Source organism: Xenorhabdus miraniensis (genome assembly GCF_002632615.1).
Genome location: NZ_NITZ01000016.1, coordinates 61,537 through 84,199, shown reverse-complemented (window position 1 = coordinate 84,199; position 22,663 = coordinate 61,537). Strand labels below are relative to the sequence as shown.

24 protein-coding genes, 1 tRNA gene and 1 pseudogene are annotated in these 22,663 nt (G+C 44.7%); 15 read left to right on the top strand and 11 right to left on the bottom strand.

Annotated features, from left to right (window positions below):
• Positions 1-66: 66 nt before the first annotated feature.
• Positions 67-493: pseudogene (locus Xmir_RS29340) on the bottom strand (IS1 family transposase); the annotation flags it as partial.
• A gap of 217 nt (positions 494-710) precedes the next feature.
• On the opposite strand from Xmir_RS29340, the gene Xmir_RS15140 reads away from it, so the two are divergent.
• On the top strand, positions 711-1,274 hold the full coding sequence (locus Xmir_RS15140) for a YqgE/AlgH family protein (protein ID WP_099115043.1): 564 nt from the start codon (positions 711-713) through the stop codon (positions 1,272-1,274).
• Complete coding sequence (ruvX, locus tag Xmir_RS15135; RefSeq protein ID WP_099115042.1) at positions 1,274-1,696, top strand: Holliday junction resolvase RuvX; 423 nt, start codon at positions 1,274-1,276, stop codon at positions 1,694-1,696. The genes Xmir_RS15140 and ruvX overlap by 1 nt, the downstream gene beginning before the upstream one ends.
• Before the next feature lie 43 nt (positions 1,697-1,739).
• Here ruvX and Xmir_RS15130 read toward each other — a convergent pair whose 3' ends face one another.
• A complete protein-coding gene (locus Xmir_RS15130) occupies positions 1,740-2,753 on the bottom strand; it encodes a type IV pilus twitching motility protein PilT (RefSeq protein ID WP_099115041.1) in 1,014 nt (337 codons plus the stop codon).
• A 22-nt stretch (positions 2,754-2,775) separates the two neighbouring features.
• On the opposite strand from Xmir_RS15130, the gene Xmir_RS15125 reads away from it, so the two are divergent.
• The 5 genes from Xmir_RS15125 to hemW all read left to right on the top strand — a co-directional run bounded on the left by Xmir_RS15125 (position 2,776) and on the right by hemW (position 6,788).
• The gene (locus tag Xmir_RS15125) at positions 2,776-3,471 is read left to right on the top strand and encodes a YggS family pyridoxal phosphate-dependent enzyme (protein WP_099115040.1); all 696 of its coding nucleotides are present in this window, start codon (positions 2,776-2,778) and stop codon (positions 3,469-3,471) included.
• A 100-nt stretch (positions 3,472-3,571) separates the two neighbouring features.
• Entirely contained in the window at positions 3,572-4,393 is an 822-nt protein-coding gene (gene proC / locus Xmir_RS15120) for a pyrroline-5-carboxylate reductase (protein WP_099115053.1), read from the top strand.
• Between the two features lie 32 nt (positions 4,394-4,425).
• Entirely contained in the window at positions 4,426-4,989 is a 564-nt protein-coding gene (locus Xmir_RS15115; protein ID WP_099115039.1) for a YggT family protein, read from the top strand.
• Positions 4,990-5,071: 82 nt separating this feature from the next.
• The gene (locus Xmir_RS15110; RefSeq protein WP_099115052.1) at positions 5,072-5,665 is read left to right on the top strand and encodes an XTP/dITP diphosphatase; all 594 of its coding nucleotides are present in this window, start codon (positions 5,072-5,074) and stop codon (positions 5,663-5,665) included.
• Positions 5,658-6,788, top strand: a complete 1,131-nt coding sequence (hemW, locus tag Xmir_RS15105; protein ID WP_099115038.1) for a radical SAM family heme chaperone HemW — start codon at positions 5,658-5,660, stop codon at positions 6,786-6,788. Before Xmir_RS15110 ends, hemW begins: the two co-directional genes overlap by 8 nt.
• A 59-nt stretch (positions 6,789-6,847) precedes the next feature.
• Here the strand turns inward: hemW and Xmir_RS15100 are convergent, their stop codons facing one another.
• Together Xmir_RS15100 and Xmir_RS15095 are read right to left on the bottom strand one after the other, a co-directional pair.
• Positions 6,848-7,399, bottom strand: coding sequence for a LeuD/DmdB family oxidoreductase small subunit (locus tag Xmir_RS15100; protein ID WP_099115037.1), 552 nt, complete (start codon positions 7,397-7,399; stop codon positions 6,848-6,850).
• Positions 7,396-8,694: a 3-isopropylmalate dehydratase large subunit gene (locus Xmir_RS15095; RefSeq protein WP_099115036.1), complete on the bottom strand. Its 1,299-nt coding sequence runs from the start codon at positions 8,692-8,694 to the stop codon at positions 7,396-7,398. Before Xmir_RS15095 ends, Xmir_RS15100 begins: the two co-directional genes overlap by 4 nt.
• A 275-nt stretch (positions 8,695-8,969) precedes the next feature.
• On the opposite strand from Xmir_RS15095, the gene Xmir_RS15090 reads away from it, so the two are divergent.
• Entirely contained in the window at positions 8,970-9,887 is a 918-nt protein-coding gene (locus tag Xmir_RS15090; RefSeq protein ID WP_099115035.1) for a LysR family transcriptional regulator, read from the top strand.
• Between the two features lie 69 nt (positions 9,888-9,956).
• On the opposite strand, the gene Xmir_RS15085 is transcribed toward Xmir_RS15090, so the two are convergent.
• From Xmir_RS15085 to trmB, 6 genes are all read right to left on the bottom strand, one after another.
• On the bottom strand, positions 9,957-10,736 hold the full coding sequence (locus Xmir_RS15085) for an L-threonylcarbamoyladenylate synthase (protein WP_099115034.1): 780 nt from the start codon (positions 10,734-10,736) through the stop codon (positions 9,957-9,959).
• Between the two features lie 336 nt (positions 10,737-11,072).
• On the bottom strand, positions 11,073-12,014 hold the full coding sequence (locus tag Xmir_RS15080; RefSeq protein WP_099115033.1) for a siderophore ABC transporter substrate-binding protein: 942 nt from the start codon (positions 12,012-12,014) through the stop codon (positions 11,073-11,075).
• 245 nt (positions 12,015-12,259) lie between these two features.
• Entirely contained in the window at positions 12,260-12,982 is a 723-nt protein-coding gene (locus tag Xmir_RS15075; RefSeq protein WP_099115032.1) for a DUF2884 family protein, read from the bottom strand.
• A 51-nt stretch (positions 12,983-13,033) separates the two neighbouring features.
• Positions 13,034-14,005, bottom strand: a complete 972-nt coding sequence (glsB, locus tag Xmir_RS15070; RefSeq protein WP_099115031.1) for a glutaminase B — start codon at positions 14,003-14,005, stop codon at positions 13,034-13,036.
• Between the two features lie 46 nt (positions 14,006-14,051).
• Positions 14,052-14,378 (bottom strand): YggL family protein, encoded by a 327-nt coding sequence (locus Xmir_RS15065; protein ID WP_099115030.1) that lies wholly within the window; start codon positions 14,376-14,378, stop codon positions 14,052-14,054.
• Complete coding sequence (trmB, locus tag Xmir_RS15060; protein WP_099115029.1) at positions 14,378-15,097, bottom strand: tRNA (guanosine(46)-N7)-methyltransferase TrmB; 720 nt, start codon at positions 15,095-15,097, stop codon at positions 14,378-14,380. The genes Xmir_RS15065 and trmB overlap by 1 nt, the downstream gene beginning before the upstream one ends.
• 243 nt (positions 15,098-15,340) lie before the next feature.
• Here trmB and mutY point away from each other — a divergent pair, with 243 nt between their 5' ends.
• The 7 genes from mutY to Xmir_RS15025 all read left to right on the top strand — a co-directional run bounded on the left by mutY (position 15,341) and on the right by Xmir_RS15025 (position 22,082).
• Complete coding sequence (gene mutY / locus Xmir_RS15055) at positions 15,341-16,381, top strand: A/G-specific adenine glycosylase (protein ID WP_099115028.1); 1,041 nt, start codon at positions 15,341-15,343, stop codon at positions 16,379-16,381.
• A gap of 26 nt (positions 16,382-16,407) precedes the next feature.
• Positions 16,408-16,680, top strand: a complete 273-nt coding sequence (locus tag Xmir_RS15050; protein WP_099115027.1) for an oxidative damage protection protein — start codon at positions 16,408-16,410, stop codon at positions 16,678-16,680.
• Positions 16,681-16,753: 73 nt separating this feature from the next.
• The gene (mltC, locus tag Xmir_RS15045) at positions 16,754-17,827 is read left to right on the top strand and encodes a membrane-bound lytic murein transglycosylase MltC (protein WP_099115026.1); all 1,074 of its coding nucleotides are present in this window, start codon (positions 16,754-16,756) and stop codon (positions 17,825-17,827) included.
• Between the two features lie 180 nt (positions 17,828-18,007).
• Positions 18,008-18,083: transfer RNA gene (locus Xmir_RS15040), tRNA-Phe, on the top strand.
• Positions 18,084-18,248: 165 nt separating this feature from the next.
• Entirely contained in the window at positions 18,249-19,523 is a 1,275-nt protein-coding gene (locus tag Xmir_RS15035) for a tyrosine-type recombinase/integrase (protein WP_099115025.1), read from the top strand.
• A 140-nt stretch (positions 19,524-19,663) separates the two neighbouring features.
• Positions 19,664-19,870 (top strand): helix-turn-helix transcriptional regulator, encoded by a 207-nt coding sequence (locus tag Xmir_RS15030; RefSeq protein WP_099115024.1) that lies wholly within the window; start codon positions 19,664-19,666, stop codon positions 19,868-19,870.
• 106 nt (positions 19,871-19,976) lie between these two features.
• Positions 19,977-22,082 carry an AAA family ATPase gene (locus Xmir_RS15025; protein ID WP_099115023.1) on the top strand — a complete coding sequence of 702 codons (2,106 nt, stop codon included), beginning with the start codon at positions 19,977-19,979 and terminating at the stop codon, positions 22,080-22,082.
• A gap of 305 nt (positions 22,083-22,387) precedes the next feature.
• On the opposite strand, the gene Xmir_RS15020 is transcribed toward Xmir_RS15025, so the two are convergent.
• Positions 22,388-22,651, bottom strand: coding sequence for a PAAR domain-containing protein (locus Xmir_RS15020; protein ID WP_099115022.1), 264 nt, complete (start codon positions 22,649-22,651; stop codon positions 22,388-22,390).
• Positions 22,652-22,663: the final 12 nt, after the last annotated feature.

Here is a 22,663-nt window from a genome sequence, read left to right as displayed (position 1 = left end):
TATTACCCCAGGAAGCAATAATCATACCGGCTTCATCTGCATATTTTTTGGTCATGAACCCAATGGTTAGATTGCTTGTGAAATATAGTAGTTACGCTCAATGAACGTTCCTATCACCTTGTCGTGTATCTCTTCTGATTTGGAATAGCCTATCGTTTTTCGATTCAGCCTCTTTATCCGGCTACGGAGGGTGAGATGAGTTCTCTCGATACGTTGAATAAATTTCTTTCCAGTGAGGTGTTTTTCCTCAGGAAGGCAATCGTAATATTGGGTCTCCAGGCATACCAGAGCCTACGTTGACTTTTCTTGTGACCCACAAACGACCATTGCTCATCTATTTCACCGATAATCTGAACGTCACTCCCCGCAAGCGGCAGCGTGGTTACGTTGCTTGGCGTGAACTTTTTAAGGTGCGAATGACTGTATTAATACCGACCTTCAGGACCCGGGCCGTATCCCTGACACCAGAGTTATTCAGCGCCATATCAACTATAACTCATGATCTGCGTGGGTGAAACCAGACTGATGATATTGGAGGAAGTATCCACATTCCATCTACTAAAGCGGATGGAACTGAAAAATTATAGCCCCCCAATGGATTTTTAATTCATTGAAAATCAAGCGTAGTCCTTGTATAAAGGGCTACGTCTAACCCACATACTGGTGGGCCAAATCACTCTTACATTGCCAAAATAATTATCAGAAAACACATGAATCTACAGCACCATTTTCTTATTGCCATGCCTTCGCTCTCTGATCCTTATTTCAACCGCTCTGTAGTTTATATCTGCGAACATGATCAAAACGGGGCAATGGGATTAATTATCAATAAACCAATAGCCCAGGTTTCTATCCAGAATATCTTACAGAAGTTGGATATCGCCCCCGAAGACAGAGATATTACTATCGATCTCAATAGACCAGTAATGGCTGGCGGGCCTTTATCCGAAGAGCACGGCTTTATTCTGCATACACCACAATCAGGATTTGGCTCCAGTATCCAGATCTCCGATGAAACCATGATCACAACTTCCAAAGATATGCTGGAAGCACTGGGAACTCCCCGTCAACCAAAAAATGTGTTGATGACTCTCGGGTATTCAAGTTGGGAAACAGGCCAATTAGAAAAAGAAATTATGGAAAATAGCTGGCTGACTGTCAGTGCAGAACTTTCTATCATTTTTAATACCCCTATTGTTGATCGCTGGCGTGAAGCCGCGTCTCTGTTAGGGATCAATATTTATAATCTCGCATCACAAGCAGGACATGCCTGATGAAAAACCGCACTATCATCGCTTTCGATTTTGGTACTCGCAGTATTGGTGCTGCCATCGGGCAAGAAGTCACGGGTACAGCCAGAGCACTATCTGCTTTCAAAGCCAACGAAGGCTCACCAAATTGGGAGCTTATCGGGAAATTGCTTAAAGAGTGGCAGCCAGACTTGGTTATTGTTGGCTTGCCACTCAATATGGATGGCACAGAGCAACCTGTCACCGCACAAGCCCGTAAGTTTGCCAATCGCCTGCACGGGCGTTTTGGCGTTCAGGTTGAGCTGCATGATGAACGATTGACCACTGTGGAAGCCCGTTCTCATCTATTTGATCACGGAGGCTACAAGGCGCTGAATAAAGGTAAGGTCGATGCAGCTTCTGCTGTTATCATTTTGGAAAGCTGGTTTGAACAACAATATTCATAATAGCCATACTTATCTATAAGAAATGGCTATAACTGCCTCCCTATTACCAGCCACCCTCATCTGCCAGCAATCCTAACGATTTGCGCTGTTGTCGGCTTTGCTCGTAAGTTTGCATACCACAAGCAGCGCCTGTCTGCATTAGTGTCGCTATTTGGTGATTCTTACCTTCCCTAACTAAATGGCTGACGGCTTGATTGACGACCAGAACTTCATGAATAGCTACTCTCCCACCTTCTCTGGCAGGAATCAGTTGTTGGGATATAACCGCTTTTAAACTGCCGGATAATTGGCTACACACCCAATTTTTCTCTTCTGTGGGAAAAACATCAACCAGACGATCTATTGCTTGAATTGCACCACGGGTATGTAACGTTGATAAAACCAAGTGCCCTGTTTCAGCCGCTGTCAGAGCCAGCCGAATCGTCTCTTTATCACGTAATTCGCCCAACAAAATCACATCTGGATCTTGCCGTAATGCACCTTTCAATGCTGTATGATAATCCGGTACATCTTTACCAACCTGCCTTTGCTGTATAAGGCAATTCCGGCTTTGGTGAACGAATTCTATCGGGTCTTCCAGCGTGATGATATGTTTATTGCCGTGGCCATTTAACGCATTAATCATCGCTGACAACGTCGTAGATTTACCGCTTCCCGTCGCCCCTGTCACTAATATCAAGCCACTTGTCTCCTGCAAGGTAAGGCGTTGGATAATATCGGGGGCATACAGTTGTTCCAAGGTCGGGCATTGATCCGTAATTAGCCGCAATACCAATGACAGGTGAGATTGTTGATAAAAAAAATTTCCTCTGAGCCGCTGTTTATTTGGCATTTCCACGACAAAATCAACATGACCGTGCTTTTGTAACTGCTGCTTCTGAATTTCCGACAAGATTTCTTCGCTCCATGCCACAAGGGCATTGGGTTTAATTTTTTCCAATTGCAGCTGTGGGTATAACACACCATTAACGCGCAAAATAGGCACTTGCCCGATACAAAGATGCAGATCAGAAGCATTATGCTTTACACTAAGGGCCACCAATTTTTCCATATTCATTTTTTAATCTCCTGAGTCAATTATGAACAATATCGAACAAAATCTTCACGATGTCAGGAACCGCATTACACTTGCTGCTCAAAAATGCGGGCGCTCTCCAGAAGAAATTACTTTACTTGCAGTCAGTAAAACCAAACCTGCGGATGCCATCGCAGAAGCTATCACTAAGGGTCAAAGGGAATTCGGCGAAAATTACGTTCAGGAAGGCGTCGAGAAGATCCAACACTTTTCTAACCATAATGATTTAGTGTGGCACTTTATTGGCCCATTGCAGTCCAATAAGAGTCGTCTGGTTGCAGAAAATTTTGACTGGTGTCATACCATTGATAGATTGAAAATTGCCCAGCGATTAAGTGAACAACGTCCTGAAAATCTGGCTCCGCTCAATATACTGATTCAAGTTAATATCAGTGGTGAAGACAGTAAATCAGGTATTTTGCTAAAAGAATTAATGGAATTGGCCGCAATCATCAATGCCTTGCCTAATCTGGTATTACGCGGACTCATGGCAATACCGGCACCAGAAAGCAATTTTGAACGCCAAATTGCCGTTTTTCGCCAAATGGAACAAGCTTTTATTGAAATGAAAACGCAATATCCACAAGTCGATACACTATCAATGGGCATGACAGATGATATGGAAGCCGCCATTACCTGCGGTTCTACACTTGTTCGGATTGGAACCGCAATATTCGGGGCTCGCCAGTACAAGCCTTAGCTTAAGTCTTACTGAGAAAAATACCTAACTTGATACCTCAAAGTAACTGATCAATATGCGAGGTTGTTTAATGGAGAATTGTTTCATGGAAAATTATTTAATGGAAAGTCGTAAAATCACCTTTATTGGCGCAGGAAATATGGCTCATGCCATTATCGCCGGATTGGTCAAAAAAGGTTATCCAGCCGAACTTATCACGGCCTGTTCTCCAAACACAACCCGCCGTGATGTGTTGGCAAAAGAGTATGGTATTAATAGCCGAAGTGATAATATCCGTTGCGCACAGGAAGCCGATGTCATTGTGTTAGCGGTGAAACCCCAGATGATGGCGGAAGTTTGTCATTCGCTACGGTCACAAGTCGATTTCAGCCGAAAATTGATCCTTTCTATTGCTGCGGGTATTCCAACTGATCGTTTTTACACACTGTTGCAGGATAATCTAAATATTATCCGTATAATGCCAAATACCCCTTCTCTTATCGGGCAAGGAGTCAGTGGGCTATTTGCACCTGATAACGTTTCTCAGAGCGATCGCGAATTTGCGGCATCGCTGATGAGCAGCGTCGGTACAGTCTGCTGGGTAGATAATGAAAACAGAATTAACGATATTATCGCCGTTGCAGGCAGTGCCCCTGCCTACTTCTTCCTGTTCATGGAATCCATGCAACAAGAAGCAGAACGTCTGGGATTCGATAGCGAAACTGCCAGAAAACTTGTCCTGCAAGTCGCCATGGGTTCAGCTAAACTTGCTGAAACGCAAAAAGATCTCCCTTTTGCTATCCTGCGCGAGCAGGTAACATCTAAAGGCGGTACGACGGCGGAAGCATTACGCATTTTTTATGAAGGCAATCTGCCTGAAATTGTGTCTCGGGCTATGCAGGGAGCAATCCACCGAGCACAGGAAATGGAAAAATTATTTTAATTCAATTGGTTTAATTTAATCAGGGCTGCTACATGCAATTCTTAAACTTCATTTTTTTCACAGTTCTGGATTTATATATTGCCGTTTTACTGCTACGAGTCTGGATGCAGTGGGTACGTTGTGATTTTTATAATCCATTCTCACAATTTATCGTTAAAATAACCCAACCTGTAATACGTCCATTACGCAGAATAATCCCCGCCGTTGGCCCCATCGACACAGCGTCAGTTCTGTTCGCTTATCTGCTTGTTCTGGTCAAAATAGAATTACCGGTTTGGTTATCTACAGGTCAATTTTTAATTCCTGTTAGCCTGTTACTTCCTGTTGGGATCATTGAATTGCTGACCGCTGCCGGAAAACTCGTATTCTGGTTGGTGATCGCCCGTGCATTATTGAGCTGGATCAGCCAAGGCCGCAATCCTGTTGACTATGTTCTGATTCAATTGACCGAACCATTAATGGCACCTATCCGTCGTATCATTCCTTCTATGGGGGGACTCGATTTCTCAGCCATGATTGTGATCCTCATCCTCTACGCACTGAACGCTCTGCGTTATGACGTAATGGGCTGGCTGGCTACCATGCTCGCAAGTTAATGAGATACATCAGTTAATTGAATACATAGGTTAATTGAATACATAGGTTGATTGAATACATAGGTTAATTAAATAAATGGCAATGCAAAAAGTTGTTCTCGCTACGGGAAATGCCGGCAAAGTACGTGAAATGGCTGATTTATTGGCCGACTTTGGTTTAGATATCGTGGCTCAAACCGAATTAGGTGTTGACGCTGCCGAAGAAACGGGCCTTACTTTCATTGAAAACGCAATCATCAAAGCCCGTCATGCAGCAGCAGTCACCGGCTTACCTGCCATTGCGGATGATTCGGGGCTGTCCGTTGATACATTAGGTGGTGCGCCTGGTATTTACTCCGCCCGCTATGCAGGCAGTGATGCCTCCGATCAGGAGAATCTGGAAAAGCTGTTGGAGGCCATGCGGGATGTTCCTGACGAGCAACGTCAGGCCCAGTTCAACTGTGTTCTGGTCTATTTACGCCATGCCGAAGATCCTACCCCTCTGGTGTTTCACGGCCGCTGGTCAGGCATTATTACCCATGAACCTGCCGGAGAAGGCGGTTTTGGGTATGACCCTGTGTTTTATGCACCAGAGTTTGGCTGTACCGCTGCCCAATTAAGCCGTGAGCAAAAGCATGCCGTTTCCCACCGTGGGAAAGCGTTAGATATGTTGCTGGAAGCCATGCGTAATGCTTAAGTTGCCACCTCTGAGTCTTTATATTCATATTCCCTGGTGTGTGCAAAAGTGTCCTTATTGTGATTTCAATTCGCATGCTTTAAAGGGAGATGTACCGCATCAGGAATATGTTGATCACCTATTGGCAGATCTACGCGCTGACCTTCCAATGATTGGTGATCGCGAGGTATCAACGATTTTCATTGGTGGAGGAACGCCGAGCCTGCTAAGTGCAGAAGGTATGCAGCGATTGCTTGATGGAGTGAGATCTTCACTCTCGCTCTCCCCACACGCAGAAATTACGATGGAAGCGAATCCCGGAACAATCGAAGCAGATCGTTTCAGTGCCTATCAGCAAGCGGGCATTAACCGGATTTCGATCGGGGTACAAAGCTTCGGTTCGGATAAGCTGATCCGTTTAGGCCGCATTCACGGTCCGGAGGAGGCAAAGCGGGCAGCAAAATTGGCTGACGGGCTTGGCTTACGCAGCTTCAATCTGGATTTGATGCACGGGTTACCCAACCAGACTCTCAACGAAGCAGTGAATGATTTGCGTCAGGCTATTGAGCTATCTCCGCCGCATTTGTCTTGGTATCAATTAACCATTGAACCCAATACCAGCTTCGGCTCTCGCCCCCCTGTTTTACCGGATGATGACGCATTATGGGATATTTTTTCCCAAGGCCATCAATTACTGACGGAAGCGGGTTACCAGCAATATGAGACTTCGGCGTATGCCAAACCGGGCTATCAATGCCAACATAACCTCAATTACTGGCGTTTTGGTGATTATTTAGGCATTGGCTGTGGTGCGCACGGTAAAATCTCGTTTGAAGATGGTCGCATTCTCCGCACAGTGAAAACCAAACATCCACGCGGATATATGCAGGGGCGTTATTTGGATCAGCAAAATCAGGTGGATAATGAAGATCGTCCATTTGAATTTTTTATGAACCGTTTTCGCTTACTGGAACCCATGCCACGTCAGGATTTCAGTGATTTTACCGGATTACCTGAAAGTGCAATTCGCCCACAAATTGATGAAGCACTGGCTAAGGGTTATATCACTGAAAGCGACACTCACTGGCAAATTACGAAACACGGGAAGTTATTCCTGAATTCCTTATTGGAGCTCTTTCTCTAACAATAAACCGCTTCTCTAAAATTAAACTGCACCTGAACATTAGGTGCAGTTTTTCTATATCATTTAATTCTTCTGGTTGCACGAGCGTAAGAAAATAGCCCCCCAGCAGAGACAATATTGGCAAGTTCACCAATAGGATCAGTTTTATATTTCTCACCCTTTTTCAGTAAAGTCACAGTCTGGTTTTCAACATCAATCTCAATACTGTCTCCCGTGACTAATTTGTCACACAAACGTTCCTGCGCAGCAATAGGCAATAACTGTCCGGTTGATACGCAATTTCGGAAGAATATTCGGGCATAAGATTGGGCAAGGACGACTTGCACACCAGAAGCCCCCAGTGCAGCAACAGCATGTTCACGCGAAGATCCACAACCAAAGTTCTGCCCTGCCACAATAATCGGATATTTCGCTTTACCCTTCTCTTCATCAATAAAAGGCAAAAATCCTTCCGGTAATCCACACATCGCCAGTGAAGCCAGTTGTGCATATCCTTCAGGTGTAGAAGGGTTTACCTTGAGATATTCGGCCGAGAGAATCTGGTCAGTATCAATATTATCGGCCAATACATAAACCTCACCCCGAATGATATTTTCCTTTAATTCACTCATAAAAACTCCTCAGGATTTGTAATCTGACCTGTAATCGCTGCCGCAGCAACAGAATAAGGGGAAGCAAGATAAATATTGGCGCGTTTATGCCCCATCCTACCGACGAAATTGCGATTGGTTGTCGATATCACGGATATGGGATCATTGACTCGCCCGAAGGTATCTGGCGGGCCACCACAGCAAGCTGCACATCCTGATTCTGAAGAAAGTTTCACTCCCGCGTCGCTTAAAATCTGATAAACAGACACGCCATCAATTTGCGTAGTAATCGTTTTATGGAAAACTTCTTTTGTTGCAGGCACGGCGTAAGTCGGAATTGTGACTTTATGCCCTTTGATAATGCGGGCTGCCGCAACAAAATCCTCTAACTTTCCGCCAGTGCAAGAACCAATATAAGCTTGAGAAATTGCAACATTAGCAACTTGCTCGATGGAAACCACATTGTCTGGAGAATGAGGTTTAGCTATTTTTGGCTGCATTGCGGAAACATCAATATTTAATACACGGCTATATTGAGCATCTTCGTCAGGATAAACAATCTCAAAAGGGACATTATTCCGTTCCGCCAGATAATCCAAAGTCGCCTGATTAGGAACCATAATGCCATTTTTCGCTCCACACTCAACGACCATGTTACAAATCGTCATGCGCTCTTCTACTGATAATTCATCAATGACATTACCGCCAAATTCTATGGCCTGATAAGTCGCACCATCAACGGTTAATTCTGACAGTACAGATAAAATCATGTCCTTCGCCAAGACATGGGCGGGTTTGTTTCCGATAAAATTGACTCGAATCGTCGTGGGAACTTTGAGAGGAATTTCACCCGTACCTAACGCATAAGCTGCATCAGTAATTCCTAACCCAATAGCGAATGCACCAAAAGCACCGGCGGTTACAGTATGAGAATCCGTGCCCAATAACACTTCTCCGGGGCGAGTGTGCCCACCTTCTGCCAGCCCTATATGGCAAACACCTTTATAATTGGGAGTTCCTACGTCATAAAAATATTTTATGTTCTGTTCAGCGGCAAATTCACGCATGACACGAATATTCTGATTGGCTTGTGAATCTGCCGAATAGACAAAATGGTCTGGGATGAGAATAAAACGTTCGGGATCCCATATTCGCGCATCCTGCCCGAACTCTTTTTTAAATACGCTGGCCACGCCCGGTGTACATGGGTCGTGAGACATTAGAATATCCACTTTCGCCCAAACCACTTCGCCTGGAGTGACGTGTTCACGCCCACTTGCCCGTGCAAGAATTTTTTGTGTGATAGTTTGGCTCATCTCACATTACCCCCGAAAGATTAAAACAGACTAGATAGATTGTAATCCTAACAAGATTACTACGCCTTATCGTAGGGAAATACCATTGTATCGCTCACTGTTTCCATGATGAGACAGTCGTTCGCAAAATGGGAAATTTCTGCCCCTTAAATCTGACACTGATTCTCCTACCTGTTTTCTTATGGAACAGTGATAAATAAGGAATATTGGCATGTCTCTGCACGATATGTGGTATGTTATAGGGCAATTCCCGGAGTAAATCATTAGGTTATTTCATGAATAATATTGATAATCTTACCTCAATGGTGGTTTTTGCCCGCGTAGTAGAAACGCTGAGTTTTACCGAAGCTGCAAAATCACTGAGGTTATCCAAGTCTTCCGTCAGCCGAGAGATTGCACAATTGGAGGTGAGGTTAGGTACGCAGTTACTCAACCGCACCACACGTAAAATTCAGGTGACAGAAGTCGGGATGAGTTATTACCAATATTGCCACCGGATCCTTACCGAAGCGCAAAATGCGGAGCATTTTATCCGCAATTTTCATGAAGAACCGATGGGAAGTTTACGCCTGATTGCTCCGGTATCTTTTGGCAGTCAATGTATTGTCCCTGCCCTGAATAGTTTTATTGCCGGAAATATTCATATCAGCGTTGATCTGGAATTGACCGACAGAACAATTAATATGGAAGAAGATCAATGCGATATTGCGATTGTTATCGGGCGGGAAATGCCACATCATTCACTTACCACACCGCTGACTGATATCACTTGGGGACTTTACGCTGCCCCAGACTACATAGGCCAATTTTCCCCAATAGAGAAACCTGACGATCTTCCTCGTTACGATTACCTCCTTTTCCGCGGCCCTGCACATACGATTTCTCTCCCATTTCGCAAAGAGAGGCACAAGCTGGATATTGAAGTACGCAGCCGATTTCGCATCAATAATAGCGTGGCATTGATGAGTTCTGCGCTGGCGGGAGCTGGCATTGCCTATCTGCCGGACTATGTAGCCCACGAAGCAGTGGCAGAAGGAAAATTAATACGGCTTCTTCCTGAATGGAATATGGATATTTATCAAGCCTGGATATTATTTAAATCAGAGAGCACGCTATCTTCACGTGTACAACAGTTTGCTCACTCTTTGCAGAATAAGCTGAAGCAAAATTTAGCAAATAGAAAAAATTCGTAAGCAGAAAAAGCCATGGCGGGTACAAAAGTACCCGCAAAAGATATCTAAATATTAATAGTAACTATCGTATTAATAATAATTACCGTGGCGGTAATCCCATGTGGTGAAGATATCAGACATTATCACCATGATCTTATTCACATTCAGACCCTTGCGAATCAATACCGGACACGGAGTAATATCACGCTGACCATTTTGCGATGGTATTAATTTACCCTCGTCATCTACCATCGAAACCATCACACCTTGCTCATAACGGGTTTGCTCAGTTTCATTTGGCTGGATAGATTTAACATAGTCATTAGCTGAGATAATCAGGTCAGCCCGTTCCTCGATCCTCTCACCGATACATTCAACCAATCCACGATTGCCTTTACCAGATGGGTTTGCTGAGCTGGCAAAAGAAAACTTGCCATATTTTTCCCACAGCTCTTTCGCCAAAATTTCACCCGGTTTACCAAATTTAATCACGAAACAGCTCGTACCACGCTGATCCATCATCAATTCTTTGGAACCATCATCAGGAATACGGGCGATTGCTTCTTCTTTCCATGGCAGTATGCAGCCCAGCAATACATCTTCATCCCAATGTCTTTGATAAAGCTCTTCAATTTCCGCGTTAAGCTGAGCCAATTCTTTTAACTGCTCCAGAGATCCACACAAAACAACACCGGGTTTGTTGCGATTACGCTGCTTCGCTTCAAATTTGCGCTCCAAACCTCGTGCATCAGAGGTCATGATAATGTAACCCACTTTGGTTGGGCAGACGATCATTCCGCCATCATTCGAGAGGATCTCTACCGCTTCCTGCTGTAACCCATTATTCCATTGAATTTTTTTGCTGCTCATATTGATACCCTTTACTGGAAACGGAAGAATTATTAATCAATCAGTTAACGCTGGTAATAACCGGTATTCGTCGCTGACGCCAAGATATTGGCCTGAATCATAAAATGCGTAATCGCATTTGTTACGTCAGCCGAACTGATAATCACGCTTGTGTTCTCATTGGATGCCTTTTGAAACATCCTAACGCAGTTTTTCCATGCTACAAGGCCAGAAGATGATTTTGGTTGATTGTTTCAATTTGGGAACAATAAGAGTCTAGTGGGATAAATTTACCCCGGAATCTGACGATTCAGATTCCGGGGTAATTTCAGGAAAGATAAATATTAAACTGCGCAATTACAACGCATCAGCAACCGCATTAACTTGTTTCGTCATGCTGTCCAAACCGCCGCCAGACAAGTACCAGAGATCAGATTGTAAGTACACTATCTTATCGTTTTTATAAGCATTGGTTGATTTGACTTGCTCGTTTTCAAATTGGGCTTTTTCCAGCTTACCTGCTCCAATCGCTTCGCTACGGTCGATGATAAAAATCACATCAGGGTTTGCTTGCGCAATCATGTCCGCCGTCACAGCCCGGCTTTTGCTGTCTGATTTAGCCGGCAATACTGAACGAGGAGCCTTAATCACGTTGTAAACAATGGCTTGATTATTGGGGTATAATTCACCCGCATTATGCAGTAACACCAATACCTTTTTATCCGCTGTTTTCGCTTTTTCCTGGGCGGCTGCAATGGTTTTTTCCAAACCAGCCGTTTGTGCTTTAACGTTATCCTGCTTATTGAATACCTCTCCCAATAACTTAAGGTTGTTATCAACAGATAGCAGGTAATTTTTATTGTCCGTACTTAAATCAATGGTTGGCGCTATTTGTGACAAACGATCGTAAAAAGCACCTTGACGGCCTGTAATGACAATTAAATCAGGTTTTATTTCCGCTAACTTTTCCAAATTCGGCGCTTTCATTCCCCCAGCATTGTGCATACTGGCAGGAACACTACTACGTACATATTCAGGTAAATTATCGATGGGGAGTGCAATCACTCGCTCAGAAAGCCCCAACTTCATCATTGAATCATAAGTTCCGAAATCGAACAGAACGACTCGTTTTGGATTTTTTTTAACCTGAGTTTCACCAGAAAGATGTTTTACTGTGACATAGTCACCAGACTGAGCAATGACTGAGTTTGGTGTAATTGATTCTGATGACTGACTAAATGCAGAGTAGCTGGTGGCAGAAAGCAGTGATGCAATAACAATTGGCAGGATTTTTTTCATTGTTACACCCGGATTTAAGCATATTAATAAGAAGTGACTCGCATTCTAAGTGGCGATACCAATATGTCAATCAAATAAGAATGAATTTGATATTGATTATTATTTGCCTTAAAAAATCCGATTTCGGATGAAATTAGCAACAGGAATTAATGCTACGCTCAATATCTTAAAAAATAATTCCCCAAAAAAATAATCCAGAAGGAATCAATTTATTATTGATTCTTCCTGGATAAATAACTTGTCATTTACTTGATAGAATTCATAAGACTGACGCGCTGCTGTTCCAAATTACTGGCTTTACCACAAACTTCCTCTTTTAAGCGTTTCAGCTCTTGCTCTTGTTTTTTCCATTCGGTATCAAAACCATTTTGCTTCCCGCCCAATCCTCCGAGGAGAGACATCAATAGCTGATTGCCGCCATCATTTTGCTCACTCTTCTTGCGGCTCATTTCGTTAATGCTATCCTGCAAAATACCGCCAAGGCTCTGTTCAACAAGTTTTTGGCCTTCAGATTCTACCTGCTTGACTGCCTGATAATTGAATGCAAAACCATTAGCGCGGGTTTCTATCACTTTATCAATTTGCTTATTGAGACCAGATTCCAACTGAGACAGACGGTTACGGACATTACTGTCTTGCCCCATCATATCAGCAACCACTTTATCCAATGATTGACGCGCACTTGCCAAACGGTTCTGAGCTTTTTTCTTAACCCATGGCAAATCCTGACGAATTGTCTGTTGATATTGCCGGGCTTGCTTTCGTTGTTCTGTATTCAATGACAGCGCCTTGCCATCACGCGTTATGGAGCCATCAGGTGATATTTTCAGGTTGCCATTAGCTCCAATAATTTGGACAGAGTTTGGTGTGACAATAATGTCATCCTTAAGTGTCATTTGACATTCAGAACCTGCCTGTGCCTGAAATACAAATAATAATGAAGCAGCAATCATAATTCTGCGTAACATACATTCTCCTGCTCTCTTTTGCCTGATGGCCCCGCATCAGCACGGGCGAGGTTAAAAAATAGAGCGCCCAATACGCCCTGCCAATCTTTCCAATGCCGCACAACCCGCTAATGAGTTACCTGATTTATCCAGTTCAGGCGACCACACCGCTACGGTGAATTCGCCCGGAACAACGCAGACAATTCCGCCACCAACCCCCGATTTCCCCGGCATGCCTATTCTGAAAGCAAACTCCCCAGAACCGTCATACATCCCACATGTCAACATTAGTGCATTAATCTGCCGGGTTTGCCGAAGACTCAAAATTTGCTGACCAGAATCCAGCATGCGTCCTTTGTTAGCTAAATAAATAAAACACTGAGCCAATTCAATGCAATTCATTTTCAAAGCACAATATTGGAAGTAAGTTTGCAGAACCGTAATAACATCGTTCTCAAAATTACCAAATGACTTCATCAAGTAAGCTATCGCGGCGTTTCGGCTGGAATGCTCCATCTCTGAACGAGCAACGACATCATCATAGCAAATATCTTTTTGCCCAGTGAGGCTGCGGACAAATTCCAGCATTCTATGCTTAGGAGCACTCAAGCGCGATTGCAGCATATCGCAAATAATCAATGCTCCCGCATTAATAAAGGGATTGCGGGGAATTCCCTTTTCCAACTCCAATTGTACTAATGAGTTAAACGGCTGCCCCGAAGGCTCTGTACCCACTCGCCGCCAGATATCCTCTTCCTTATAACGTGTCATTGCTAATGTCAGGCTCAACACTTTAGACATGGATTGGATGGAGAAACGCTTTTCTGCATCTCCCGCTTTAAAAACCTGCCCATCAACCGTGCAAATGGCCATCGCCAAATTATTTACCGGAACTTCCGCCAAAGCAGGAATATAATCTGCTACTTTTCCTTGGCCAATCAAAGGGCGTACTTCATCTAAGATATCTGCCAATAACGAATTAGAGAACCTTACCTTCACCACTTTTTCTCCAGACAAACAAGGGCCCCCAAGGAGCCCCTGCATACAGCGCTATTTTTGCGTAACACGCTATTTTTTATGCAACAGCGAATCAATCCCACCAGACATCAAAAAGTTCTGATGTGATAACTTCTTCCATACCGCGATCTTTCAACCACTTCTCAACCAATTGACGGTGTTCCTCAGTACATTTGCCAATTTTTTGCATGCAGACAATACCTTCCCACTGCAAATAACCGCTGGCATCCAGAGCAAGGCCATTTGGCTCGATCAGCTCTTCAATCAAAGCATCAACCGTCCTGTCAACAACCTCAACAGAGGTATTAGCCGGGAAATTCCACTTTACTGAAAAACCTAACTCCTGAAACTCATCAATACGCATTTTTTTACGCAGACGACGACTACGGTTTTTAGCCATTATTTTACCCTCTCAAACATTAGATCCCATACGCCATGCCCTAACCGCTGACCACGCATCTCAAACTTTGTGACCGGGCGCGAATCAGGGCGTGGCACATAATCACCGTTTTCCGATAAGTTACGATACCCTTCTGCTTCGCTCATTACCTCAAGCATATGTTCAGCATAAGGCTGCCAGTCGGTTGCCATATGGAAGACACCGCCGATTTTCAGTTTACTTTTAATCAGTTGAGCAAATTCAGGCTGCACAATCCGACGCTTATTATGACGTGCCTTATGCCATGGATCAGGGAAGAAAAGCTGCACCATCGCCAGACTCTGATCCGGGATCATATTATTCAGCACTTCAATGGCATCATGGCACATGACCCGCATATTATTGAGGTCTTCATCTTCTGCTGAAGCCAGACATGCTCCCACTCCCGGCGCATGAACTTCAATCCCGAAAAAGTTTTTCTCTGGATTTTGGCTTGCCATCGTAACCAGTGATGTCCCCATACCGAAACCAATTTCCAATACAACGGGAGCATCACGGCCAAAAAGTTCTGCCATATTGGACATTTCTGCCTGATAATCCACTCCCATTTTCGGCCACACATTATCAAGTGCTTGCTGCTGACGACTCGTTAACCGTCCCTGCCGACGTACAAAACTGCGGACACGGCGCAAAGCCCTGCCATTTTCATTATATTCCGGTGAAATTACGTTATTTATCATGGTACTTTCTGTCAGTTTTAAAGACATTTGCTCAGGCGTCCGGGGCTTTATGTACCGCAGGATTGCCCAAAGAGAGCGCAATTATGCAAAGATGGCTGAGTTTATCAAGTTCAGTATCCATAAGCACAACTTTAATGCTAATTTGCGGGGTGCTTCGAAACAAAGTTCGGGTTTACACCGAGGTTACACTATGTTGCAATCCTGTTCACAAAACAATTATCCGATATAAAGACAATTATTCTAATGATGGAAGCTGAGCAATTTTCACAAGTGGTGCTTGAATGGTATCACCGTTATGGTCGCAAGACTCTGCCATGGCAGTTGGAGAAAACATCCTATCACGTCTGGCTTTCAGAGGTGATGCTACAACAAACTCAGGTCGCGACAGTTATTCCCTATTTCCAAAAATTTATTTCCCGCTTTCCTGACGTTGCTTCTTTAGCTGCTGCGCCGCTGGATGAAGTGCTCCATTTGTGGACAGGCTTAGGGTATTACGCACGCGCCCGTAATTTGCATAAGGCAGCGCAACAAATCGTAGCGTTACACAACGGTAAATTCCCGACAACTTTCGATGATGTTGTCGCTTTGCCCGGCGTAGGGCGTTCAACGGCGGGTGCTATTCTCTCCCTGTCCCAAGGCAAACACTTTCCTATCCTTGATGGTAATGTGAAGCGTGTTTTAGCTCGTTGCTACGCCGTTGATGGCTGGCCGGGGAAAAAAGAGGTTGAAAACCAATTGTGGGATATCAGTACGCGTGTCACCCCTGAACAAGGTGTTGAATATTTCAACCAAGCTATGATGGATTTAGGGGCAATGGTCTGCACCCGCAGTAAGCCAAAATGTGAAATTTGCCCGCTCAATACAGGCTGTATCGCTTATGCCAATCATAATTGGGCAGATTATCCGGGGAAAAAACCGAAACAGCGCATCCCTGAAAAAACGGCTTACTTTTTATTAATGCAGCATGGTGATACAGTTTGGCTGGAACAGCGCCCGCTTTCTGGTATTTGGGGTGGCCTGTTTGCCTTTCCACAATTTGCAGATCAATCATCACTGGAACAATGGCTAAAAGATTCTGGTATATCTCACAGCAAACTTGAGCAACTAACCGCATTTCGCCATACATTCAGTCATTTTCATTTAGATATCGTTCCCATTAAAATCGATATTTTATCTTTTAATTCCTGCATGGATGAAAACAAAGGACTTTGGTATAACTTACGCCAGCCAGCAATAATTGGATTGGCAGCTCCCGTTGAGTACCTTTTGCAACAATTGGGTTAATTTGCCCATTACTTTGAGGATTAATTATGAGCAGAACTATTTTTTGTACTTTTTTACAACAAGAAGCCGAAGGCCAAGATTTTCAGCTCTATCCGGGGGAGCTGGGCAAGCGTATTTTCAATGAGATTTCTAAAGAAGCATGGCAACAATGGATGAGCAAACAAACCATGCTCATTAATGAAAAAAAATTAAATACCATGAATCCAGAAGATCGCAAATTGCTTGAACAAGAGATGGTGAAATTCCTGTTCGAAGGCCATGACATTCAAATCGATGGTTATACACCACCAGAACAATAATATTGGCATAATAAGAGCCATTTTGTATGGCTCTAAATACTGATGGCATCCCAATATCCAACGGCACTGTAAAATGAAAAAACTGCTGGCTCTGATCCTCCTCGCCCCACTTTTAATTTCCTGCTCTAGCAAAAAAGACCTTGAATACAATGAAGAGTATGTAAAAGATACGAATGGTTTTGATATTTTAATGGGGCAATTTGCCCATAACATTGAAAATATCTGGGGATTACAGGAAGTTTTAATCGCAGGCCCGAAAGACTACGTGAAATACACGGATCAATACCAAACCCGCAGCCATATTAACTTTGAGTCGGGAAGCATCACGATTGAAACGATATCCCCGATTGAACCCACAGAACATTTACGCAAAGCGATTGTCACTACTTTGCTGATGGGGGATGATCCTGGATCAATCGATCTTTATTCTGACGCTAATGATATTCAGATCAGCAAAGAGCCATTCCTTTATGGACAAGTTTTGGATAACAGCGGCGAACCCATTCGCTGGGAGTGGCGTGCACGTCATTTTGCCAATTACCTGATTGAAAATAAATTACAAAAACGCCAATCAGGATTGCATGTCATTTGGTCGGTCACCATGCAGTTGGTCCCTAACCATCTGGACAAACGTGCCCATAAATATCTCCCTCTCGTTCGCAAAGCCTCTATTAAATACGGCGTCGATGAATCCCTTATCCTTGCCATCATGCAGACTGAATCCAGCTTTAACCCTTATGCCGTCAGCCGTTCTGATGCCTTGGGGCTTATGCAAGTCATGCAACATACGGCCGGAAAGGATGTTTTCAGAATGCAAGGAAAATCAGGCCATCCTAGCCGCAGTTACCTTTTCGATCCAGAGAACAACATTGATGCCGGCACCGCCTATCTATCGATATTGCAGAATGCCTACTTAGGCGAAATTCAGAATGCGACCTCACGTCGGTATGCTGTGATTACCGCCTACAATGGCGGCGCAGGTAGTGTATTACGCGTATTTTCCAGTGATAGAAAGAAAGCAGCTCAAATCATCAACGCAATGGCACCTGGCGATGTTTATGAAACTCTGACCAATAAACATCCATCCGCTGAATCACGTCGTTATTTGATGAAAGTGAACAACGCACAAAAAAGTTATCGTAGGTAGTTGATGGCAATATTGTTGATGGCAAATTAGTTGATAAAGAAGTAATGAAAGATGGAGAGATGATTATTTCTCCATCTTGTTTGGATTTATAGCGTTTTGCGTAAATTAAAAGCATGCAGATAAAATTATGCAGAAAGTGTTTGACGGATTTATCTGAATACGGTTTAATGCGCCCCGTTAGCCCGGATAGCTCAGTCGGTAGAGCAGGGGATTGAAAATCCCCGTGTCGGTGGTTCGATTCCGCCTCCGGGCACCACTTCAACTTCCAGTGAAGTCCAGCCCAATAAAACAATTCCTGCTAAATCCAGCAAAATCAACATCCATTCTTATTTTTAGGTCTATTTTCGTTTGTTGCAATCAAGATGCAGCGAAGGGCATAATTCGGGGCACTTACCGTTCGATTACAAGGATGCTCTTAATAATGAAACTAAACGCCCGGCAAATCGAAACTGCAAAACCCAAAGAAAAAACCTACAAACTCGCCGATGGCGGCGGTCTTTATTTAGAAGTCTCGTCACGTGGCTCAAAATACTGGCGCATGAAGTATTACCGCCCGACCGATAAAAAAGAAGACCGTCTGGCGTTCGGTGTCTATCCGGCAGTATCGTTAGCCGATGCCCGCGCTAAACGGGATGAAGCCAAAAAGCTGATGGCACAAGGCATTGATCCCAAAGCTGAGAAAAAAGGCACGGCTTTTCCAGCTAACGCTACACACACCTTTGAACATATCGCACGGGAATGGCACACCAGTAACAAACGCTGGAGCGACCGCCACCGCCAAACCGTGCTGCGCAGCCTTGAACAGTACATTTTCCCGCAGATTGGAAAACTCAACATTACCACGCTAAGAACCAGCCAGCTTTTAGCCCCCATCAAAATGATTGATGATGCAGGTAAACACAATATCGCCCAGCGATTGCAACAACGTGTTACCGCTATCATGCGCTATGCCGTCCAGAATGATATCCTCGAATCCAGTCCTGCCAGTGATATGGCTGGCGCACTTTCTACCGTAAAATCACGCCATCACCCTGCCCTGCCTCATGAAGATTTACCGGATTTCCTGAACCGATTGTCTGTTTATCGCGGGCGCCTGCTGACCAAAATCGCGGTAGAACTGGCACTGCTGACGTTTGTCCGTTCCAGTGAACTGAGATTTGCCCGCTGGCAGGAAATCGACCTTGAAAACGCCGTGTGGAAAATTCCCGCCACAAGGCAACCGATTAAAGGCGTTCGCTTTTCTGAACGCGGCATGAAAATGAAAACCGATCACCTTGTCCCGTTGAGTCGTCAGGCTGTCCGGCTTATCAACGCGTTACAGGCACTGAGTGGCAACTGCGAAGTCATGTTCCCCAGCGATCATAATTCCGCGAAAGTTATGAGTGAAAACACGGTTAATAAGGCATTACGGGCGATGGGCTACGACACCCAGACCGAAGTCTGCGGACACGGCTTCCGCACGATGGCACGCGGGGCAATGGGGGAATCCGGCCTGTGGAGCGATGACGCCATTGAGCGCCAGCTCAGCCATATCGAACGCAACAACGTTAGGGCGGCGTATATTCACACCTCCAAACATCTGGATGAACGGCGGCTGATGGTGCAATGGTGGGCGGATTATCTGGATGCCAACCGGGAAAATTCCATTACACCGTATGACTTCGCCAAGCCGCTGCGCGACAGCAAGAGCCGTTAGTACAATTTGTAACCCGTTTAATTTTCATCGGGAGAAAAACAATTAACGCTGTTCATTGTGTCTTGCATTTTAAATAATCCGCCTGTCATCAAACAACGTCCACGATGAGCGCTCAGGGACTCGGTAACAGGAGAATGAATATGACAATGACAGCGTTGAAAACACACTTTATTCGTTTGCCGGAAGTGCAGCGCAGAACGGGTTACAGCAAAGCGTGGATCTACAAACTGATTAGCGATGGAGCATTCCCAAAACAGGTCAAAATCGGTCCACGTTCCGTAGCCTTTATTGAATCGGAAATTGATAACTGGATTGCCCAGCGTATTGCTGAATCACGAGCGGCATGACACAGAAAAGCATATGACATAAGAAACGTAACAGAAAACACAACGCCCCGCAGTGCGACCAACACTGCGAGGCGTCTAACCAATAACCATTCGTAAGGTAAAAATGATGGCTGATACACAGCATACCCAAACTCGCCCTGAATTTACAGTTCAAAAAACAACTGGCAACCAAAAACCCCTTGATCTGATCCAGACCGTAAAAACCTCTGCCATGTATTCCTGGGCAAATCTGCTGCCTGCGTGTGGTATTGATATTCCGGCAAAGGGTAAACATGGTGCTTGCCCTATTTGCGGTGGTACTGACCGTTTCCACTTTATTGACGATCATCATCATGGCAACTGGCATTGCCGTCAGTGTGACGCCCCAAACTATGGCGATGGGCTGGATTTAGTGGCAAAAACTAAAGGAATTTCCATCATTGAAGCGGCTAAAGTGGTTGCAGATGCGCTAGCACTACCTTTGCCCGAACCCAAGCCCGCCAAAGCAACCCATTATCCCACACAACCGATTGCCGAAAGAGTGGCGGCTCTGATGGCGCAAACTGTCGCTGGGCAATCACCCTATCTGGCTGCAAAGGGTCTGCAACATCTTGATCAGCGATTACTGTTCGATAATTCGACTGTGCTGGCACTGACAGCACTGGATAAAAAAGTTACAGGAGCGCAGATCATCAAACCCAATGGCGAGAAAAAATTCTTCCCCGGTAGCCAGAAAAAAGGGGCGTTTATTCCCGTGTCAGCGCTGGAGGCGCACCCGGATACAGTAATTATTACCGAAGGTTACGCCACAGCACTCACGATTAATCAGCTCTGTAAAGGCACGGTTCTGGCAGCGCTGGATGAGGGCAATTTGCTTTCTGTCGCCAAAGCCGTTCGAGAGCGGTGGCCGGATACCAAAATTATTCTAGCTGCGGATAATGATTGGCACTTTCCCGGCGAGTTGGATAAGAAAGGGAAAACCAAAGTGAATGTCGGCAAGATCTCGGCAGAAAAAGCTGCCCTTGCGGTGAATGGTTGGGTTACGTTGCCACCGGATGCCGTTAAAGCTGATTGGGATGATTATCGTCAGCATCATGGTATTGAGGCAGCAAAGCAGGCATTCAGTAAGGGGTTGTATCAAGTGGGGAAATCAATGAACAATCACGTAACAGAAAACCGCAATTATGACAATGTAGAAACGCTTTATCCACAGCGTAAGACAAAATTACCCCTATCCGTTGGCTCAGAAGGCTTTAATGCACAATTGGATTATGTTGTTAAAGGCATTATTCCGGCACATTCCCTGTGCAGCATTTACGGGGCAAGTGGGTCATATAAAAGTTTTCTGGCAGGCGCATGGGGCTGTCATATTGCTACGGGTAAAGCATGGGCAGGGAAAGCCGTTGCTCAGGGTTCCGTGCTGTACGTTGTCGGTGAAGGCGGGATCGGCGTACCACGGCGCATCAAAGCATGGGAAATCGTCAACGGTCAGACAGTTAAAAATATGTATCTGATCAATACCCCAGTATTTCCGGCCTCACCAGCCGAAGTACATGAACTCGTGATTGCCGCCCAGCAGGTTGAGTCTGAAACAGGCGAACCGGTACGCCTGATTATTCTGGACACTCTTGCCCGTTGTTTTGGTGGTGCTGATGAGAATGATTCAAAAGATATGGGCGCTTTTGTCCGGGGCTGTGACGAACTAAAAGCCAGAACAGGGGCAAGTATTCTCGTGGTTCACCATTCCGGCAAAGATGAAAGCAAAGGCGCAAGGGGTTCCAGTGCCTTTCGTGCTGCGCTGGATGTTGAATACCGGATCAATCGGGAAGGGAAAAAAGGCGGTGCGCTGGTTATAACCTGCACCAAAATGAAAGATGCCGAAGAGCCGGAAAACAAAGCCTATGACATGCGTGTGGTTGAACTCTTTACCGATAAAGATGGTGAGGATATTACCTCACTGGTTCTGGTTGACAAGCCGCGTGATCCGGTTGAGGAGGAAGAAATTGAACATATCCCCAATAAAACAGATAACCACACGACATTATGGCAATGTATCCGGTCGCGCACTGCCCTGAAAGAACCTTGTTCTGTTGCCCTTATACGTGATGATTTAAAGGCGATGGGAGTGAATGTGAAGAATTTCAGCCGTTGGTTAACCAAGTTAGAACATGATGGACTCATTACCCGCAGCGGGCAGGAAATAACCATTATCAACCAAAACAATGCAGACTAGATAGTGAGTAAAAAAATGAGGAATTACGAGAAAATAGATTGTGATACTCACCGTATTCCTCATTTCTCGCGCATATATGTAGAAAAAGCGAGGAACATTAATTATATTGATTTTTAAAGATAAATTAATCTCCATTCCTCACCTATTTTTACCCTGAGGCAAATAAAAAACGAGTAGAGAATTGAGGAGCAGGTGAGGAATTAAATTGTTTTTTGGCAGGTGTTTTTCGGCTCTCCGTGTTACCGGGCTAATACATTAGCCCGGTAACACGGAGAAGACAAGCGCAGCGCGTCAGTGTGGTTTTATTAAGCGAGAAACTCTTTCTGGCTGGCAATCAGTTTAGCACCACATGCCGTGTGCATTCCTTCGACTGCAATCGCTTTTCCATTATTTTTTAAATTCTCACTGCCCTCGATAATAGGAAAAACTCCCTCGCATTTTGGGCACTCAACTAAATCTGTTTCTCCGGCAACGGGAATTCCTTTATAAGTATAACCACCTACAGTGGTAATTACTTTTCCACCGTGATCGGTGGTGTCGTTTAATAGAATAACGGCTTTGGTTGCCATATTGAACCTCAT